The sequence below is a fragment of the Luteimonas dalianensis genome, from assembly GCF_049339425.1.
In the GTDB taxonomy this organism is placed as follows: domain Bacteria; phylum Pseudomonadota; class Gammaproteobacteria; order Xanthomonadales; family Xanthomonadaceae; genus Luteimonas; species Luteimonas dalianensis.
Genome location: NZ_JBMPPO010000002.1, coordinates 100040 through 118557, shown reverse-complemented (window position 1 = coordinate 118557; position 18518 = coordinate 100040). Strand labels below are relative to the sequence as shown.

Sequence of the window (18518 nt, the reverse complement as noted above, 5' to 3'; positions counted from 1 at the left end):
TCAGGGCTCCCAGCCGTTGAACGAGGTGAAGGGGGGCACCGGGCGCACGTCGTCCAGGCAGGACACGTCCAGCGCGGCGGCGTCGGCGGATTCGACGAACTGGGCGACCAGTCGCGGCATGCAGCCGGTCGCCAGGGTGCCGTGGCTCTGGCCTTCCAGCACCAGGTGGCGGCCGTTGGGCAGGCCGGCCAGCACCCGCTCGGCGTAGTCGGGCGGGGTCACCGGATCCAGTTCACCCGACAGCAGCAGGGCGGGAACGTCGGATTCCAGCGCCAGCGCGTGTCCTTCGCGCGCGGTTCCGGCCGGCCAGGCCTGGCAGGCGGCGAACAGCATCCGCGCCGCGTCCGGGCCCAGGATGGTGTCCGCATCGGGGTCGGGCACGTGGCGCGGGGCGTCCTCGGCGCACAGCACCGACCACTGCATGCCGCGATTGATCATGTCCAGCATCTGCTCGTTGCCCAGCGCGGTCAGCGACATCAGCGGCCCGTAGCGGCCCTGCGCGGCCTCGTCCAGCAGCAGCGGCAGCATCGAGATGGTCTGCGGCGCGTAGGAGAAGAAGAATGCCAGCCCGGTGACGGTATCGGCGGTGACGGTGTCGCGCAGCAGCGCGTTGCTCAGGGGATGGCGGAACTCCACCTCCACCGGCGCCTCGCGCAGCCGATCCATCACCTGGCGCATGCGCCCGCGCAGGTCGCCGCCGAAGCGCGCGCGGCACTGGTCATCGGCATTGCAATATTCGGACTGCAGCTCGAGCGTGCGCTCGAAGGTGCGGTCGAACTCGCCGCCCACCACCACCTCGTTGGGCGCCACCCCGTCGATCACCATCGTGCGCACGCGCTCGGGGTAGGCGCCCGCGTACTGCTGTGCCACGCGGGTGCCGTAGGAGCCGCCCACCAGGTTGACCTGCTCCACCCCCAGCGCCTGGCGCACCGCGTCCAGGTCGGCGATCGCGTGGCCGGTGGTGTACAGGCGCGGGTCGGCGCGCTGTTCGACCGAAGCCCGGCACGCGCGCACGTAGGGCAGCATGGTTTCGGCCGAGAGCATCATCTCCGGATCCAGCGGCATCGGCTCGCCGTCGGCGTCCCGGCAGTCCAGCGGATTGGAGCCGCCGGTGCCGCGCTGGTCGATGAGGATCAGGTCGCGCTGGCGGCGCACCTGGCCCAGGGCGGCGTTGACGTGCCAGGCCAGGGCGGTCGCCGCCTGGCCGGGCCCGCCGGCCAGGAAGAACACCGGGTCGCCGGTGGCGCCGGACGCGCTGGTGGCCGGCAGCCAGGCGATATTGAGCCCGATCCTGCGCCCGTCCGGCAGCGCCGGATCCTCGGCAACCTCGAGGGTGCCGCAGCGCGCCTCCACGGTGGCGCTGGCGGTGCCGCTGTCGAGCGTGCACGGCTGGAAGTCGATGCTGCCGAAGCGGTGTCCCGGGCCGGCATCGGCATCGTCGCCGCCGGCGGTCATGGCCCCGCAGCCGGCCAGTGCCAGCGCCAGCGCCAGCGGCGCCGCGGGTTTGAGCAGGAGTGCCTTCATGGCGTGTCCTCTAACAGGAAGATGGATTCGATCGCCTCGCCGAACTCGCGGGCGATGCGGAAGGCAAGCGGCAGGCTGGGATCATACTTGCCGGTTTCGATGGCATTGATGGTCTGGCGCGAGACATCCAGCTGCTCGCCCAGCCGGGCCTGCGACCAGCTGCGCGCCTCGCGCAGTTCGCGCACGCGGTTGTTCACCCGTAGCGCCGGCTGGCCAGCCCGGCAAACAGGCCGTACAGGCCCGAATAGGCCGGCAGGATCATGATCAGCGCCAGGTCGGCGCGCATCGGCAGCAGGCCGGCGCTGACCAGCAGGCCGAGGCTGAAGCTGCCCATGGTCAGCACCAGCGCGGCCAGCGCGGCGCCTTCGAGCATGATCCGTCGCTGCAGCTCGTCGCTGTCGCGCACAAAGCGCACGATCGCGCGCCCGGCCAGGGCCACCGGCACCACCGGCGCCAGGGCCAGCAGCACCCGCAGCGCGGTGGCCTCGGCGTGCTTCAGGGCCCAGATGGACAGCAGCAGGATCACCACGTAGGCAGCCATGGCGGGGAGGAATTCGTGCAGGTAGCGGCGATGGACGTGGTCGTGTCGCATGCGGAGGGCCTGTCAAGTAAGCTTGACAAGAAGGATGCAGCCGGCTGCCGCAGTTGTCAAGCAACCTTTACAGCTAGGCAGTGGCGTCGCCATCCATCACCGCGCCGCCGTCTGCCAGCCGCGCCTGCAGCGCGTCCAGGTATTCACCCAGCAGCAGCACGCCAACCGGGTCGGGCACCCGGTCCAGCGTGGCGCGGGCTGCTTGCACCGCGGCAGCGGCCGCTTCCGCGTCGCCCTCCGCCATTGCCAGCTCCGCGTCCAGCCAGCGCAGGTAGGGCGTGAGGTCGAGCAGGCTGCGCCCCTCGCTGCGTTCGCGCCAGCTGCGCAGCTGGCCGGCATCGCGCGCGATGAGCGCCGCGTATCCGGCCAGGCCCACGGCAATGGCGGGCTGCATCGCCTCGGGCAGCTCCGGGTAGCGCCGGACAAGATCGTCCGCGGCGCGCCCGGCGGCTTCCGCGTCGCCGGTGTCCATCGCATGCGAGAGCCGCATGGCGTCCGCGCCGGCGGCCAGCAGCGGGCTGGAGTCGTCGGCCGGGCCCTCGGGAACGATCGCGGCCGGCCACAGGCGCGGCCGCACCCCGGCCATGCTGAGCGCACCCATCCGGTTGACCTGTTGCTGCAGGGCGGCGTGCGGGCTGCCCCGCAGCAGGTCGAGCAGGCCCCTGCCGTCCGAGCGCCATCCGGCCGAGGTGATCGGCACCAGGTTGAGCACGCCCAGCACCAGCGCCGACAGCCCGAACCCCGTGGCCACCTCGGCGGCCCACGGGGCTTCGGCCAGGGCCGTGGCCAGCCACAGGCACAGCGCTGCCGTGACCAGGTTGGCCAGCGGCCCCCCGGCCAGCACCACCGCCTCGTCGAAACGGGTCGGCTCGCGCCCGGCGCGCGGGAACGCCGCCGCAAACCCGCCCATCCCGCGCACGCCGCCGCCGTTGCGCAGCCGCCAGCGCCCCTGGCTGCCGCGCTCCAGGCGCAGCGGGCCGATGCCGAACGCCACCAGCTGCATCCCGCGTGCCATCGCGGCCAGCCCGTGACCGGCCTCGTGCAGGATCAGGTTCGGCCACATCGCCAGGAAGAACACGCCGATCGCCAGCAGGCCCACGCCGGGCAGCAGGTTCAGGCCGAAATACGCCGCGCCGCCGCCCACCGCCGCGCCGCCGATGAAATACACCAGTATTTCCAGGCCGCTGCGCAGGGCCCGCCGGCTCATGCCCGGAGCCGGCGGCTGGGCGGGATCCGGGCCGGCGGTCATTTGCTGCTGACGTACTTTTCGCGCCGGATCTGTGGCACCGCCAGCCCGTGCCCCTTGAGTGCCTCGAAACAGGCATCGACCATGTCCGGGTTGCCGCACAGGTAGGCCAGGTCGGTGTCGTCGCTGGGGGAGAACTCCTCCAGGAACTGCTGCACGTAGCCGTGGCGCACGTCCTCGTGGGCATGCGCGGAGCCGGGCTCCGGCAGTTCGCGCGAGAAGCAGGGGACGAAGCGGAAGCGCGGATGGGCGTTGGCGAAGGCGCGGAACTCGTCGCCGTACAGCAGCTCTTCCGGCGTGCGCGCGCCGAACAGCAGCACCACCTCGATGCCGCGCGCTTCCATCTGCCGTTCCAGCTGCGGCAGCATCGCCCGGTACGGGGTGACCCCGGTGCCGGTGGCGATCAGCAGGTAGCGCCGGTTGGCGTCGTTGGGCATCAGGCAGAAGCGGCCGAACGGCCCGCTGGCATCCACGCTGTCGCCGATCTCCAGCCCCTCGAACAGCGCCGTGGCCGCGCCGCCCGGCACGTAGCTGACCGCGATCTCCACGCTGTCTTCCGGCAGCGCGTCGCGATCGCGCACCGTGGCCAGCGAATAGCTGCGCTTGGTGGGGGTGCCATCGGCGTACTGGAAATGCACCTGGATGAACTGGCCCGGATTGAAGGGCAGCGGCTGGCCGTCGTCGCGCACCAGCTCCAGGTGGGCGACGGTGGGCGCGATCATGCGCCGGGAGACAAGCCTGAGGGGAAAGTGCTGGATGGCCAAGGAAACGCAACGCAATGTCGCACGGGTGCCCGTGCCCGGCCGCCTATACTAATGGGATTCGCCGTGCGAACCGCGACAAGGATCCCCCATGACCCATCCAGCACGGGGCGACGCGCCGGCATTGTCGGTGCGCGACCTGCACAAGACCTATCCCGGCGGGGTGCAGGCGCTCAAGGGCGTCTCGCTCGACGTGGCCCCGGGTGACTTCTACGCCCTGCTTGGCCCCAACGGCGCCGGCAAGAGCACCCTGATCGGCATCATCTCCTCGCTGGTCAACAAGACCTCGGGTGAGGTGTCGGTGTTCGGCGTGGACCTGGCCCGCCAGCGCGATGCGGCGATGCGCCTGGTCGGCCTGGTGCCGCAGGAAATCAACTTCAACATGTTCGAGCGGCCGATCGACATCCTGGTCAACTACGCCGGTTTCTACGGCATCCGCCGGGACGAGGCGCTGGAGCGCGCCGAAGCCGAGCTGCGCGCCGCCCAGCTGTGGGACAAGGCCGAGGTGATGAGCCGCACCCTGTCGGGCGGCATGAAGCGGCGGCTGATGATCGCCCGGGCGATGATGACCCGGCCCAGGCTGCTGATCCTGGACGAGCCCACCGCCGGGGTGGACATCGAGATCCGCCGCGGCATGTGGCACACCCTGCGCGAGATCAACGCCGCCGGTACCACCATCATCCTCACCACCCACTACCTGGAGGAAGCGGAAAGCCTGTGCCGCAACCTGGCGATCATCGACCACGGCCGCATCGTCGAGGACGGGCCGATGCGCGAGCTGCTGGCCAAGCTGGACGTGGAGGGCTTCGTGCTCGATATCGAAGGCACGCTGCCGGCGCAGCTGCCGCAGGTGCCGGGCATCGAGATGACGGCGCGCGACACCCACACGCTTGAAGTCGACATGCCGCGCTCGATGGATCTCAACCGGATTTTCGCCGCGCTCGACGGCGCCGGCATCCGGGTGCGCTCGATGCGCACCCGATCCAACCGGCTGGAGGAGCTGTTCGTGCGCATGACCGGCGAAGGCGCCGGCGCGCCCGCCGCGGCCGGTAGCAGGGAGCAGGCCGCATGAGCGCGGTGGCTGGAAGCGACCTGCGCCGCAACCTGGTCGCGCTGGGCACCGTCAGCCGGCGCGAGATCATGCGCATCCTGCGGATCTGGAGCCAGACCCTGGTGCCGCCGGCGATCACCATGACGCTCTACTTCCTGATCTTCGGCGGCCTGATCGGCAGCCGCATCGGAACCATGGACGGGATCAGCTACATGGACTTCATCGTCCCCGGGCTGGTGATGATGAGCGTGATCCAGAACAGCTACGGCAACATCTCCTCCAGCTTCTTCGGCGCCAAGTTCGGCCGCCACGTGGAGGAGCTGCTGGTCAGCCCGATGCCGCCGTGGGTGATCCTGGGCGGGTACGTGGCCGGCGCGGTCGCGCGTGGGCTGATGGTGGGGGTGATCGTGATGTGCATCGCGATGCTGTTCACCACCGTGCGCATCCCGCACCCGTGGATCACCCTGACCACGGTGCTGCTGGGCGCGACCATCTTCTCCCTGGCCGGCTTCGTTAACGCGGTATTCGCCAAGAAGTTCGACGACGTGGCGATCGTGCCGATCTTCATCCTCACCCCGCTGACCTACCTGGGCGGCGTGTTCTATTCGGTGTCGCTGCTGCCCGGCTGGGCCGAGAAGCTCACCTACGCCAACCCGATTTTCTACATGGTCAACGCCTTCCGCTACGGCCTGCTCGGCCAGGGCGACGTCCCGCTGTGGGTGGCCTACGCGCTGATGCTCACCTTCGTGGCGCTGCTGGGCGGGCTGGGGCTGTGGCTGCTCAAGCGGGGCGTCGGCCTGCGCAGCTGAGCGTCACTGACGCGGTGATCGTGTAATCTCGCGCGTTCCGCCTCCATGGAGCCAAGGGAATGCGTAAAGGGAATCTGGCCACTGCGTGTGCGCTGGTGCTGATGCTGTCGGCGTGCAGCGGCCCGGATACGGGGCCCGGTGGTGAAGCCGCTGCCGACCCCGCAGTGGCGCCTGCACCGGTGTCGCAGCCTGTCGACGATGCAGCAGCCACCTCTGTTCCCGATCCGGTCGAGGACGGCGCTGCCGGGACACCGCCGGCGGATCAGGGCCTGCTGGACGCGAACGGCGAGCCCATCGTGCTCGTGCCTTTCGACATCGAAACCGTGCCGGTGAGCAGCACAGCCCTGGGCGAGCTGCCGTTCTTCTCCATGCCGGCCGGCTATGAGACGGTCAACAAGGCCACGGTGCGCAGCTTCGCCCGCTTTCCCTTCCGCATGGGCGACGGCCTGCACTGGGTGGAGGGCCCAAGCTGGAGCAGCCGCATCGGCATAGCGCGCGACCAGCGGCGCGACAAGCAGTTTTCGGCGCTGGAGCTGCGGCGTAACCTGGAGGCGGTGCTGGAACAGGCCGGCGCGAAACAGGTCTTCGATGGACCGCTGGTGCGTGACCTGTATTACGGCCAGCTGGAAGACGAGATCGGCCAGGGCTTCATCGACGGCGTCAACCTCGACGCGGACATCCCGACCACGGTCCATGTGATCCGGCAGGACGGCCGTACCGCATGGATACAGCTGTCGATCGGAGACCGCCAGGCTGCAATGGTGGTCGTGGAGGAGCAGCCGTTCCAGGCCAGCGCGCATTGGCGCGAAGCGTTCCCGCACCTGTCGGCGCCGGCCGGCTATGAAGGCTCCACCGGCCAGCGCGATTACGACATGTATCCGTTCTGGACCGGGTCGGACTTCGAGGAGGTCGAGGGCAAGGCCTGGATTGCCCGGGTCAACGGCGGACGCGGGGCGCACTCGGTGCACGAAGTGCGCCGCAACCTGCAGGCGATGATGGACGAGGCCGGCGGCGTGCTGGTATTCGAGGGGCGGATCCCGGAGGACGCCAACGAACGCTACGGCTCCGGCCTCAAGAGTACCTACAGCGACGGTACCGGCTACAGCTGGGACGGCTACGACTCGATGGTCTATCGCGTCGACCGTGCGGACGGGCAGGTCTGGGTGCATGCACGCCTGGAGTACAACGGCGCGGGCTGGGTGGTGATGGCGCGCGAGGGCTTCACCCCGACCGCGGCGTTGCTGCCTGCTTCCGAGCTGAAGCAGCAGCTCGATGCCGACGGCCGGGTGGCGATCCAGGTCAATTTCGCCGTCGACAAGGCCGACATCCTGCCCGACTCGCAGCCGCAGATCGACCAGGTGCTGGCGCTGCTGCGCGAGGATCCGGCGCTGCGCCTGTCGATCGACGGCCACACCGACGACACCGGCGACGCCGGGCACAACCAGCGCCTGTCGGAGGCGCGCGCGAAGAGCGTGGTGGCCGCGCTCACCGGCCAGGGCATCGACGCCGCGCGCCTGGAGGCGAAGGGCCACGGCCAGTCGCAGCCGGTGGCCGACAACGGCACCGACGAAGGCCGGGCGAAGAACCGCCGGGTCGAGCTGGTGCGGCTGGACTGACGCGACCGGGAGCCCGGCCGGTGTGGGAACGCGGTCGCATTCCGGGCTCGGGCCGGCGCGCGGCGGCTGCCGCGCCGGTATGCTCGGCTCAACGCAGACGGGAGGGGAGTCCCATGTCACGTTGTGCCTGGCCGCAGCTGCGGCTGTTTCCGCTCGCCGCGGCGCTGGCGCTCGCGCTGGGCGCCTGCGGCGGCGGGGGCGATGATCCGGGGGAAGAAGCCACCGTTGCGCCGGCGGTGACCGCGCCTGCACCTGCACCCGCGCCGGAGCCCGAGCCGCTTTCGGACGAGATGCCGGTCGAAGGCCTGGAGCCGGACGGACGGATGGCGCCGTGGGCGGTGGCGGTGCAGATCGGCGCCACCATGCACGCGCTGGGCGAGGCCTGCGGCCAGCACGACCAGGCCAGCCTGGGCCGGATGCGGGCCGGCCAGCGGGCCGAGATGACCGCCGGTGGGGTGGACGCGGACGGCTTCGACACGGTGTGGGACTGGGCTCGCCGTCACGCCGAGGACAACATCGCGGCACAGCCGCCCGAAGAGCTGGAAAAAGGCTGCGCGCGGCTGATCGAGATGGAGGAAGAGGCCGGGCGGATGGGCGAGATGATGCAGAAGATGTCGCAGTCGCCGCCCTGAATCCGGCCGCGGCTCAGGCCGCGGGCAGCTGGAAGAACGCCTGCGCGGTGGCGGTGGTGGCAGCGGCGGTGGCGGCCTCGTCCTCGCCGCGGTCGCGGGCCAGCTCCTGCACCACGTGCGGCAGGTACATCGGCTCGTTGCGGCGATCCTTCGGCATCGGCTGCAGGCTGCGCGGCAGCAGGTAGGGCGAATCGGTTTCCACCATCAGCCGGTGGGCCGGGATGTTGCCGACGATCTCGCGCAGGTGGCGGCCGCGGCGCTCGTCGCACAGCCAGCCGGTGATGCCCACGTGCCAGTCCTGGTCGAGGTAGTCGAACAGCTCCTCGCGGCTGCCGGTGAAGCAGTGCACCACCGCCGGGCCGATGCGCCCTTCGAAGTCCTTCATGATCGCGAGGAAGTCTTCGTGCGCGTCGCGCTGGTGCAGGAACAGCGGCTTGCCGTGGCCCTGGTCACGCAGGTCTGCCGCGATCTCCAGCTGGCGCTCGAAGGCCTTGCGCTGCGCGGGACGCGGAGAGAAGTCGCGGAAGTAGTCCAGGCCGCATTCGCCCACCGCCACCACTTCGGGATGGGCGTGCAGGGCGCGCATTTCGGCGTCGCATTCGGCGGTGTATTCGACCGCGTGGTGCGGATGCACGCCGGCGGTCGCGTACAGCACGCCCGGGTGCGCGCGGGCCAGTTCCAGCGCCCTGGGCGAATGCTCGCGGCTGGCGCCGGTGACGATCATCCGCGCCACCCCGGCCTGGCGGGCGCGCTCGATCACCGCGTCGCGGTCGTGGTCGAAGCTGTCGTGGCTGAGGTTGACGCCGATATCGATCAATTCCATCGCGCCATTGTAGGCCGGGATCTATCCTTGCCCGGGTGAGCGAACAGGCCTTCCCCATCGACCCGCTGCTGCCGGAGATCCTGCGCAGCCTGGCCGCGCATCCGCGCCTGGTGCTGGAAGCGCCGCCGGGCGCGGGCAAGACCACGCGGGTGCCGCCGGCGCTGCTGGATGCCGACTGGCTGCAGGGCCGGAGGATCGTGATGCTGGAGCCGCGCCGGGTCGCCGCCCGGGCGGCGGCGACGTTCATGGCCGCGCAGCTGGGCGAGCCGGTGGGAGAAACCGTCGGCTACCGGATCCGCTTCGAGAACCGCACCTCGGCCCGCACCCGGATCGAGGTGGTCACCGAGGGCATCCTCACCCGCATGATCCAGGACGACCCGATGCTGGAAGGCATCGGCGCGCTGCTGTTCGACGAGTTCCACGAACGCCACCTGGCGGCCGACCTGGGCCTGGCGCTGGCCCTGGACGTGCAGGCGGGCCTGCGCGAGGAGCTGCGGATCGTGGTGATGTCGGCAACGCTGGACGGCGAGGCGCTGGCCGCGCGGCTGGACGCGCCGCGGCTGGCCAGCGCGGGGCGCGCGTTCCCGGTGGAGGTTGCGCATTTCCCGCCGCGCCGCGACGAGGCGCCGGAGCGGCAGGCGGCCAGGGCGGTCGCGCAGGCGCTGGCGGGGCATCCGGGCGACGTGCTGGTGTTCCTGCCCGGGCGGCGCGAGATTGCACGGGTGCAGGCGATGCTGGACGGTGGTGGCATCGATGCCGAGGTGCTGGCCCTGCACGGCGAGCTGCCGGTGGAGCAGCAGTCGCGGGTGCTGCGCCCGGCCGCGGATGGGCGCCGGCGGGTGGTGCTGGCGACCAACGTGGCCGAGTCCAGCGTGACCCTGCCGGGCGTGCGCACGGTGGTGGATTCGGGGCTGGCGCGCGAGCCGCGCTTCGACCCGGGCAGCGGCTTTTCGCGGCTGGACGTGGTGCCGGTTTCACAGGCGTCGGCCGACCAGCGCGCCGGCCGCGCCGGTCGCGTGGCCGAGGGCTGGGCGTACCGGCTGTGGCCGCAGTCGCAGCGGCTGGAGTCGCAGCGGCGGCCGGAGATCGCCCAGGCGGGCCTGGCCGGCCTGGCGCTGGAGCTGGCGGCCTGGGGCAGCGACGCGCTGCGCTTCATCGACCCGCCGCCGCCGGGGGCGCTGGCCTCCGCGCGCGACCTGCTGCATCGGCTCGGCGCGCTTGATGCGGGCCACGCGATCACCCCTGCGGGGCGCCGCATGCTGGCGCTGGGCACCGATCCGCGCCTGGCGGCGATGCTGCTGGCGGCCGGCGGCGGCGCGCGCGGCGCGCTGGCCTGCGACCTGGTGGCCCTGGTCGAGGCGCGCGATCCGCTGCCGGGCGGCGGCGACGCGCTGGCCGCGCGCTGGCAGGCGCTGGCGGGATTGCGCAACGGCCGCGTGGCCGGCGGGGCCAGCCGCGGCGCGCTGGCGGCAATCGACGCCGCCGCGAAGCAGTGGCGAAAGCGCCTGCGCGTGTCGGCGCCGCCGCCTTCGCACGTTCCCGCCCACGCGCTCGGCGACCTGCTGGCGCACGCCTTCCCCGACCGCATCGCCCGCCAGCATCCGTCCGATCCGCGGCGCTACCAGCTCGCCAACGGGCGCATGGCGCGGCTGTTCGAGGACAGCGCGCTGTTCGGCGAGCCGTGGCTGGCCATCGTCGAGTTGCGCTTTGATCCGCGCGATGCGCTGGTGCTGCGCGCCGCGCCGGTGGACGAGGCGGCCCTGCGCGCCGCGTTTGCCGGCCGCTTCGCCGAGCGTGACCAGGTGCGCTGGGACGACGCCCGCGGCGCGCTGGTGTCCGAGCGGGTGCGCGCCTTCGACGCGATCGTGCTCGACAGCCGGCCCGGCGGACGCATCGATCCCGACCAGGCCGCCGCGGCGCTGGTGGAAGCCGTCCGCGCGCGCGGCCTGCAGGCGCTGCCGTGGAGTCCGCAGCTGCAGCAGTGGCGCGAGCGCGTGCGCTGCCTGCGCGAATGGATGCCGGAGCTGGGCCTGCCGGATCTGTCCGACCAGGCCCTGCTGGACGGCCTGGAGCAGTGGCTCGCCCCCGCCTTCGCCGGCAGGACGCGGCTGGACGCGCTGGCCGCGGGCGAGCTGTCCAGCGCGCTGAAGTCGCTGCTGGACTGGGCGCAGGGCCAGCGCCTGGACGCGCTCGCGCCGGAGCGCATCGAAGTGCCCTCGGGCCAGCAGCGGCGGATCGAATACGCCTTCGGTCAGGAGCCGGTGCTGGCGGTGAAGTTGCAGGAACTGTTCGGCCTGGCCGAGACCCCGCGCATCGCCGACGGCCGGGTGCCGCTGACCCTGCACCTGCTTTCGCCCGCCGGCCGCCCGCTGCAGGTCACCCGCGACCTGCGCGGCTTCTGGGAACGCACCTGGCCGGAGGTGCGAAGGGAGATGAAGGGCCGCTACCCCAAGCACCCGTGGCCCGAGGATCCCTGGAGCGCCCGGCCGACCCACCGCGCGCGGCCGCGCGGCTAGAATCCGTTCAGCGCCAGGCGGCTGCGCTCACGCTGCTGCAACGGTCGCAGGCCGATACTCCCCAGCCATGCGGGCGCTGGCCCGCCGAACCAGTCCAAGGAACCCCCATGAGCAGATTCGATTCCATCCAGGACAGGGCCCTGCAGCTGGCCGGACAGCTGGGCGACGGCATCCGCCACGTCCCCGGGCACGCCCAGAAGTGGTTCAAGGCCGGCGTCGCGGTGGGCGCCGCGCGCGCCGGGAGCAGGGCCGTCATCCGCTCCACGCGCCGCCACCCGGTCATCAGCGCCACCGCCGCCGCTGCGGTCATGGCCGCGGCCGCGGGCATTGCCGTGTACGCCTACCGCCGGCGCAAGGAAGCCGAGAACGAGGCCATCGAAGGCAGCGCGCGCCGCGTGCAGGCCCGCCGCACCACCCGGCGCGAGCCGACCACCCACGGTGGTGACGAAGCGGTCTGATCAGTCCCTGGGGGCGGGCAGCTCGATGATGAAGCGGGAACCGCCGCCCTCGCGATCCTCGTACCAGAGGTTGCCGCCGGCCTCGGCAATGATCTGCCGGGCCAGGCTCAGCCCCAGGCCGGTGGACATGTCGTCCGCGGCCGCCTCCGCGTGCAGGCGCGAGAACGGCTGGAACAGCTCGCGCTGCCTTGCCGCCGGGATGCCCGGGCCGCGGTCTTCGGCGACCAGCTGCACGTAGCCCGGCGCGCCGGGCCGGAAGCTGATTTCAAGGTCGCTGTCCGGAGCGTACTTGAGCGCGTTGCTGACCAGGTTCTCCACCACCTGGCGCAGCACCACCGGATCGATCGCCGCCCGCGCGTCGGCGGGGGCCTTCACCCGCAGCTGGTGGCCGCGCGCTTCGAACTGCAGCCCGTAGCGGCGCTCAAGCACCTCCAGCACGTCGGCGACCACCGCCACCGCATCGTCGATGCTGCGGCGCGCGGCGCGCTGGGTTTCCAGGTACAGGCGGATATAGCCGATGGCGTCGCTGGCGCTGTCGTGGATGGTTTCCAGATAGCGCGGGATGCGGTGTTCGGCGACCCCGTCGTTGCGCAGGATGTCGACCGCGAACAGCACGCTGCTCAGCGGGTTCTTGAGATCGTGCGCCACCAGGTTGACCAGCTGCTGGCGCTCGCGGGCGACCCGCTCCAGGCGGTCGCGGGCGAGCTTCAGGCCCAGGTGGGCGTTGACCCGGGCCAGCAGCTCCTCGGGCAGGAACGGCTTGGTGACGTAGTCGACCGCGCCGGCATCGAACGCCCGCAGCAGCTGTTCGCGATCGCGGGCCGCCGTCAGGCACACCACCGGCAGCCGCATCAGGGCGCCGTCGCGCTTGATCTCGGCCAGCACCTGGAAGCCGTCCATGTCCGGCATCATCACGTCGAGCAGGATCAGGTCCGGCAGCTGTTCGGCGGCGATCCGCAGCGCTTCCATGCCGTTGCCGGCGGTCAGCACCTCGTGCTGGTTGCGCTCCAGCAGTGCGCCCACCACCCGCAGGTTGCCCGGCTGGTCGTCAACCACGAGGATCCTGCCGGGAGGACTGCCGCCCTTGAACATTCCGTCACGTAAGTGAATGCGATACGGGTCAAGTTAGCAAAAAAACGGCCGTTGGCGACGCCGTCGATGCGGTCTGGCGAACCGGCAGTGAAAGGTTGCGATGAACGATTCAGCTGCCTCCGGCCGCGCCGTCGCTGGCCCGCTGTGGCCGATGCCGGCCCGTCCGCGCCGGCTTGACGATGGCGCTACAATGCCGCGGGGGATAGGGAGTCCATTGGATATCATGCGTTTACGTATTCTGTTCAGCCTTGCGCTGCTTGTTGTTCCGTTCGCTGCCGCCGGCCAGCAGGTGCCCGGCCCGGGGGAGTTCTATTTCGACGAGGACGTGCGTGTCGCACGGCCGGTGACCGCGCTGGAGGGCGACGACGAGGCGGCCCAGCAGCGGCTGCTGCGCATGATCGAGCGCAACGAGCGCAACGCCCAGTCGGCCCAGGCCCAGCTCGCCCACATCGCGATGAACCAGGGCCACGCCGACACCGGGCGCGCGCTCTACGACCAGCTGCTGGAGTCGCTGGGCCGGGGAACCCTGCGCAATTCGGTGCAGTGGAACTACGGCTGGAACCTGTACCGCACCGGTGACCACGCCGGAGCGCTGGAGCAGTGGCTGGGCGCGTCGATGAACCGCCCGCAGAACCCGGAGTGGGTGCCGGCCACGTTCGCGCTCGCGCTGTGGCGGCTGGATCGCCGCGACGAGGCCCGGCGCTGGTACGCCGCGGCAGTGCGCACCTGGCCCGACCGCTGGGTCAACCCCGACCTGGCGGCGCTGCTGCCCGGATGGCGCGAGGACGAGCGGGCCACGCTGCAGCAGGTGCACGCGGCCTGGGTGGAAGATCCGCCGACCTGGCCGTAGTGGCCCTGGCGCAGGCGTCCGGCAGGGGCCCGGCGCCGCCGGCTATGGGGAAACGTTGGCTTCCAGCGGGACGTCGTGCCCGCGCAGCCACTCGGTCACCGCCCTGCGGTGGCCGCGGCTCTCTTCGTTGACCACGTTCTCCGGAACCCGGAAGTAATACGACTGGAAGGTCGCGTCCTGGGCGTTCTTCGCCTGCGGGTCGGCCCCGGCTTCCAGCAGCGCCAGCACGTGGGCGCCGGCATTGACCATGGCCGCCCGGTGCAGGGCGGTGTTGCCGGTGCGGTCGGCCGCGTTCGGATCCGCGCCGGCCTCCAGCAGGGCCTGGAACTGGCGGGTGGTGCGCATCCCCACCGCCTTGGCCAGCGGCTGTTCGCCGGTGACCGCGTGGGCCACGCCGGGGTTGCCGCCGTTGGCCAGCAGCAGCTCCAGGTAGGCCGGGTCGTCGGCGATGGCCGCGGTGTGCAGCGCGGTGCTGCCGTCGTAGCCGTGGCGGTTGGGGTCGGCGCCGTTCTCGAGCAGGGCCTGCAGCCCGTCGCGGCTGCGCGAGAGGATCGCGTGCTGGAGCAGGTTGAGCCCGCCCTCGCCCTGGGCGTCGGGGCCACCGCCGGATTCGAGCTGGCTGCGGATGGCGTAGCTGTCACCACGGGCAACGGCGTCGGCCAGCTGCGCCGTGCTGGCGTCGTTGAAGGAGGATTCGTTCATCGTGGCCTTCTGGCAGGCGGGGCCGGACAGCAGCGCTGTCAGCAGCAGGATCGGGAGACTGGACACATGCATGCCGGTTCAATCGTGCCGGGTGCCGGGGCCGATGTCACCCCGGTGTGCGCGCGTACTCACCAGTTCCACGGCATCCGGTCGTTGACCCAGGAGGCGGCGCCGGAAATGGCGTCCGTGGTGGTGTCCCAGGCGGTGCCGACCGCATCGGTGGTGGCGTTCCAGGCATCGGTGGCGGTGTCAACGGTGGCATCCCAGGCCGAGCCGGCCACGTCGGTGGCGGTGTCCCAGGCCGAGGAGACCGCCTGGGTGGTGTTCTCCCAGGCCACGGAGACGGCGCCGGTCACGGTGTTCCAGCCGTCGCTGACCTTCTCCAGCGCGTAGTCGGTGGCGGTGGAGACGGCGTTGGTGACGGTGTCCACGCCGTCGCCGATCGCTTCGACCGTGGTCACGAATCCGTCCACCGCGGCCTGGGCGCCGCGGCCGCCCAGGTCGGCGACGGTCTCGAACAGCTCGCCGGTCTGGTCGGAGGCCCATTCAAACGCAGCGCCGGTGTTCTCGATCAGGGTGGCGCCGCCGTTGCCCACGGTCTCGATCACCGCCGAGCCCAGGCTGCCCACGCCCCAGGGGCCACGGCCTTCCAGGCTGTCGGCCCACTGGCCGGCCTGGTCGCGCACGCCGTCGGACAGCTCGCCGGCATAGCCGGTGACGGTGTCGCCGACCGAGTTCAGGAAGCCCTCGCCGAAGTCGCCGAGGATGCTGATGGTGCCTTCGACGTAGTTGCCGTTGGCGAACTGGTCGTCGATGACGCCCTGCACGTCGTCGGCCATGTCGGCGACGTTGCGCTGGTAGTCGTCCTGGACGGACTGCGGCACCAGGTCATTGAGGCTTGCCCCGCCCGGCTGCTGGGGGTTCGTCCAGCCGTCCTGCCAGGGCTGCTGCTGCTCCATGGTGTCGATCATGATCTGCTGGTCGTGGCTGATGACCGCGCGGATCAGCTGCTTCACGCCCGGCGTGTTGGCCAGCTCGGGGGTCACCCAGTCCGGCATCGAGGGATGCTCCAGGGCGCGGTCGATCATGCCCTGGTCGATCTCGCCCTCGGGCTTGAGCACGATCTGGTGGCCGATCGCCTCGGGCACCAGCAGCGACACGCCGGGGATGTTCTCCTGCAGCTGGGTCAGCGCGTCCTCGTACATCGAGTAGCGCCGGATCTGGCCGCCTTCAGCGTTTTCGCGGGCCGCATCAATGTCCAGCCCCAGCCGGTCGAACGTGTCCGGGTGGATGCCGGAAGCATCGAAGGTCACCGCCGGGATGCCGGTCACCAGCGAGCCGACCGCGGCCAGGCCGCCGCCCTGGGAGTGGCCGGTGATGGCCAGGTTGCCCGGCGGGTTGCCGTCACCCAGGGCCTGGGCGAACTGCTGCGCCACCTGCGGCGCCAGCAGCTCGAACTCGCCGCTGGTGGTCTCGATCCCCGCGCCCTGCTCGAAGTTGGTGATCCAGTCCTCGGCGCCGTCGGCGGTGCCGCGGTAGGCCAGCACGTAGTTGCCTTCGCCATCGGTGAACACGGTGGCGCTGAACTGGCTGTCCGGCACGTCGAGCTTCACCTCCGGATCCCAGCCGTGTTCGGCCACCAGCTGGTCCTGGGTAACCTCGGTCCAGCCGCACAGGTCGACCTCGGCGCCGTAGGCGGCGTGCGACATGCGCATGAAGTCCACGTCCAGCTCCTGCGCCTGCTGGCCGTGCACGTAGGCGCTGAAGCCGTCGGGCCCGTAGTTCGAATTGGCCGGGCTGCAGCTGCCGGTGGAGCCGGCCTGCAGCGTCTGCGGGGCGACCTGCGGATGCCAGCTGGGCTCGGGCTGCTGGTTCTGCAGCAGGGAAACGGCCGGCTGCTGGGCGGGGGCAGGCTGCTGTTGCTGCTGTGAAAGCGCCTGCTGGGCGATCATGCGGGCGATGTCGATGGCGTTCGACAGCGGGTTGATCGTGTTCATGCCGGCAGTCCGTGCGCTGAGGTTGCCCCAGTGTTGACAGCGTCCTGCGCCGGTTCAAGACGGGGGAAACCCTAGGTCTGGCGCCGCGGCGGTATCGTGGAGGCCCGTTCCCCGCCGAATGCATGCCCATGCCCAGATTCCTGCTCGCCGCCCTCGCCCTGGCGGTTGCCCCGGCGGTCTGCGCCGCCGACCGCATCACCGGCGAACCCTTCGCCACCCGCAGCGAGGTGTATGCGCCCAAGGCGATGGCCGCGACCTCGCATCCGCTGGCCACGCAGATCGCGCTGGACGTGATGCAGGCCGGCGGCTCGGCGGTGGACGCGGCGATCGCCGCCAACGCCGCGCTGGGGCTGATGGAGCCGACCGGCAACGGCATCGGCGGCGACCTGTTCGCGATCGTGTGGGATCCGCGCACCCGGCAGCTGCACGGCTACAACGGCTCCGGGCGCTCGCCGCAGGCGCTGACGATGGACGAGTTCGGCCGCCACGGGCTGGAGGCGATCCCGCCGCGCGGGCCGCTGCCGGTGAGCGTGCCGGGCGCGGTCGACGGCTGGTTTGCCCTGCACGGGCGCTTCGGCCGGCTGCCGATGGCCGAGCTGCTGGCGCCGACCATCCGCTACGCCCGCGACGGCCATCCGGTGCACGAGGTGATTGCCCATTACTGGGCACGCTCGGTGCCGGTGCTGTCGCAGTGGCCGGGCTTTTCCGAACAGTTCACCATCGACGGGCGGGCGCCGGCCACCGGCGAGACCTGGCGCAACCCGAACCTGGCCGACACCCTGCAACAGCTCGCCGAGGGCGGGCGGGATGCGTTCTACAAGGGCGATATCGCGCGGACGATTGACGCGTACTTCCGTGAAAACGACGGCTTCCTGCGCTACGAAGACCTGGCCGCGCACGAGGGCAACTGGGTCGACCCGGTCTCCACGAACTACCGCGGCTTCGATGTCTGGGAGCTGCCGCCCAGCGGCCAGGGCATCGCCGCGCTGCAGATCCTCAACCTGCTCGAGCCCTACGACCTGCAGTCCTACGGCTTCGGCAGCCCGGAGCACGTGCACCTGTTCGTGGAGGCCAAGAAGCTGGCGTTTGCCGACCGCGCGCGCTGGTACGCGGATCCGGACTTCCACCCTGCCCCGGTCACCCGGCTGATCTCGAAGCAATACGCCGCCGAACGCGGCCAGCTGATGTCGATCGACCGCGCCGCCCGCCAGGTGCAGCCGGGCACGCCGGCGCAGCTGGACGAAGGCGACACCATCTACCTCACCACCGCCGACGCCGACGGCATGATGGTCTCGCTGATCCAGTCCAACTACCGCGGCATGGGCAGCGGCATGGCGCCGCCGGGGCTGGGCTTCATCCTGCAGAACCGCGGCGAGCAGTTCGTGCTCGGCGATGCAGGGCATCCCAACGCCTACGCGCCGGGCAAGCGGCCGTTCCACACCATCATCCCGGCCTTCGTGACGAAGGACGGCGAGCCGTGGCTGTCCTACGGGGTGATGGGCGGGGCGATGCAGCCGCAGGGGCACGTGCAGATCCTGCTCAACATGATCGATTTCGGCATGAACCTGCAGGAGGCCGGCGACGCGCCGCGCATCCACCACGACGGTTCGGCCGAGCCGGTGGGCGGCAACCGGGCCATGACCGACGGTGGCAGGGTCGAGCTGGAATCGGGCTTCCCGCAGACCACGGTGCGCGCGCTGATGCGCAAGGGGCACAGGGTGCAGTTCGCCGACGGCCCCTACGGCGGCTACCAGGCCATCCAGGTGAATCCGCACGGCGGCTGGATCGGCGCCAGCGAATCGCGCAAGGACGGCCAGGCGGCGGGATTCTAGGTAGAAGCGCGCATGGC

17 protein-coding genes are annotated in these 18518 nt (G+C 71.2%); 8 read left to right on the top strand and 9 right to left on the bottom strand.

Annotation, left to right across the window (positions count from 1 at the left end):
* The 5 genes from ACOZ90_RS02770 to ACOZ90_RS02750 all read right to left on the bottom strand — a co-directional run bounded on the left by ACOZ90_RS02770 (nucleotide 1) and on the right by ACOZ90_RS02750 (nucleotide 4126).
* A complete protein-coding gene (locus tag ACOZ90_RS02770) occupies nucleotides 1-1524 on the bottom strand; it encodes an alpha/beta hydrolase (protein WP_422892110.1) in 1524 nt (507 codons plus the stop codon).
* The gene (locus ACOZ90_RS02765; RefSeq protein WP_422892109.1) at nucleotides 1521-1721 is read right to left on the bottom strand and encodes a helix-turn-helix transcriptional regulator; all 201 of its coding nucleotides are present in this window, start codon (nucleotides 1719-1721) and stop codon (nucleotides 1521-1523) included. The genes ACOZ90_RS02770 and ACOZ90_RS02765 overlap by 4 nt, the downstream gene beginning before the upstream one ends.
* Nucleotides 1718-2116 carry a hypothetical protein gene (locus tag ACOZ90_RS02760; protein ID WP_422892108.1) on the bottom strand — a complete coding sequence of 133 codons (399 nt, stop codon included), beginning with the start codon at nucleotides 2114-2116 and terminating at the stop codon, nucleotides 1718-1720. Before ACOZ90_RS02760 ends, ACOZ90_RS02765 begins: the two co-directional genes overlap by 4 nt.
* A gap of 73 nt (nucleotides 2117-2189) precedes the next feature.
* Nucleotides 2190-3323, bottom strand: coding sequence for a site-2 protease family protein (locus ACOZ90_RS02755; protein ID WP_422892107.1), 1134 nt, complete (start codon nucleotides 3321-3323; stop codon nucleotides 2190-2192).
* 38 nt (nucleotides 3324-3361) lie between these two features.
* On the bottom strand, nucleotides 3362-4126 hold the full coding sequence (locus ACOZ90_RS02750; protein WP_422892106.1) for a ferredoxin--NADP reductase: 765 nt from the start codon (nucleotides 4124-4126) through the stop codon (nucleotides 3362-3364).
* Nucleotides 4127-4214: 88 nt separating this feature from the next.
* Here ACOZ90_RS02750 and ACOZ90_RS02745 point away from each other — a divergent pair, with 88 nt between their 5' ends.
* From ACOZ90_RS02745 to ACOZ90_RS02730, 4 genes are all read left to right on the top strand, one after another.
* Nucleotides 4215-5195 (top strand): ABC transporter ATP-binding protein, encoded by a 981-nt coding sequence (locus tag ACOZ90_RS02745; protein WP_422892105.1) that lies wholly within the window; start codon nucleotides 4215-4217, stop codon nucleotides 5193-5195.
* Nucleotides 5192-5983, top strand: coding sequence for an ABC transporter permease (locus tag ACOZ90_RS02740; protein ID WP_422892104.1), 792 nt, complete (start codon nucleotides 5192-5194; stop codon nucleotides 5981-5983). Before ACOZ90_RS02745 ends, ACOZ90_RS02740 begins: the two co-directional genes overlap by 4 nt.
* A 59-nt stretch (nucleotides 5984-6042) precedes the next feature.
* A complete protein-coding gene (locus ACOZ90_RS02735) occupies nucleotides 6043-7599 on the top strand; it encodes an OmpA family protein (RefSeq protein WP_422892103.1) in 1557 nt (518 codons plus the stop codon).
* Between the two features lie 113 nt (nucleotides 7600-7712).
* Nucleotides 7713-8231, top strand: a complete 519-nt coding sequence (locus ACOZ90_RS02730) for a hypothetical protein (protein ID WP_422892102.1) — start codon at nucleotides 7713-7715, stop codon at nucleotides 8229-8231.
* Nucleotides 8232-8244: 13 nt separating this feature from the next.
* Here ACOZ90_RS02730 and ACOZ90_RS02725 read toward each other — a convergent pair whose 3' ends face one another.
* Nucleotides 8245-9054, bottom strand: coding sequence for a TatD family hydrolase (locus tag ACOZ90_RS02725; RefSeq protein WP_422892101.1), 810 nt, complete (start codon nucleotides 9052-9054; stop codon nucleotides 8245-8247).
* A 35-nt stretch (nucleotides 9055-9089) separates the two neighbouring features.
* Here ACOZ90_RS02725 and hrpB point away from each other — a divergent pair, with 35 nt between their 5' ends.
* Nucleotides 9090-11570, top strand: coding sequence for an ATP-dependent helicase HrpB (gene hrpB / locus ACOZ90_RS02720; protein WP_422892100.1), 2481 nt, complete (start codon nucleotides 9090-9092; stop codon nucleotides 11568-11570).
* A 107-nt stretch (nucleotides 11571-11677) separates the two neighbouring features.
* Complete coding sequence (locus ACOZ90_RS02715; RefSeq protein WP_422892099.1) at nucleotides 11678-12028, top strand: hypothetical protein; 351 nt, start codon at nucleotides 11678-11680, stop codon at nucleotides 12026-12028.
* Here the strand turns inward: ACOZ90_RS02715 and ACOZ90_RS02710 are convergent, their stop codons facing one another.
* Entirely contained in the window at nucleotides 12029-13084 is a 1056-nt protein-coding gene (locus ACOZ90_RS02710) for a hybrid sensor histidine kinase/response regulator (RefSeq protein ID WP_422892098.1), read from the bottom strand.
* A gap of 259 nt (nucleotides 13085-13343) precedes the next feature.
* Here ACOZ90_RS02710 and ACOZ90_RS02705 point away from each other — a divergent pair, with 259 nt between their 5' ends.
* Nucleotides 13344-13970: a tetratricopeptide repeat protein gene (locus ACOZ90_RS02705; protein ID WP_422892097.1), complete on the top strand. Its 627-nt coding sequence runs from the start codon at nucleotides 13344-13346 to the stop codon at nucleotides 13968-13970.
* Nucleotides 13971-14012: 42 nt separating this feature from the next.
* On the opposite strand, the gene ACOZ90_RS02700 is transcribed toward ACOZ90_RS02705, so the two are convergent.
* Nucleotides 14013-14744 (bottom strand): ankyrin repeat domain-containing protein, encoded by a 732-nt coding sequence (locus ACOZ90_RS02700; RefSeq protein WP_422892096.1) that lies wholly within the window; start codon nucleotides 14742-14744, stop codon nucleotides 14013-14015.
* A gap of 56 nt (nucleotides 14745-14800) precedes the next feature.
* On the bottom strand, nucleotides 14801-16669 hold the full coding sequence (locus ACOZ90_RS02695; protein ID WP_422892095.1) for a Tle-like phospholipase domain-containing protein: 1869 nt from the start codon (nucleotides 16667-16669) through the stop codon (nucleotides 14801-14803).
* Between the two features lie 128 nt (nucleotides 16670-16797).
* Here ACOZ90_RS02695 and ggt point away from each other — a divergent pair, with 128 nt between their 5' ends.
* Nucleotides 16798-18501 carry a gamma-glutamyltransferase gene (ggt, locus tag ACOZ90_RS02690; protein ID WP_422892094.1) on the top strand — a complete coding sequence of 568 codons (1704 nt, stop codon included), beginning with the start codon at nucleotides 16798-16800 and terminating at the stop codon, nucleotides 18499-18501.
* Nucleotides 18502-18518 lie beyond the last annotated feature (17 nt).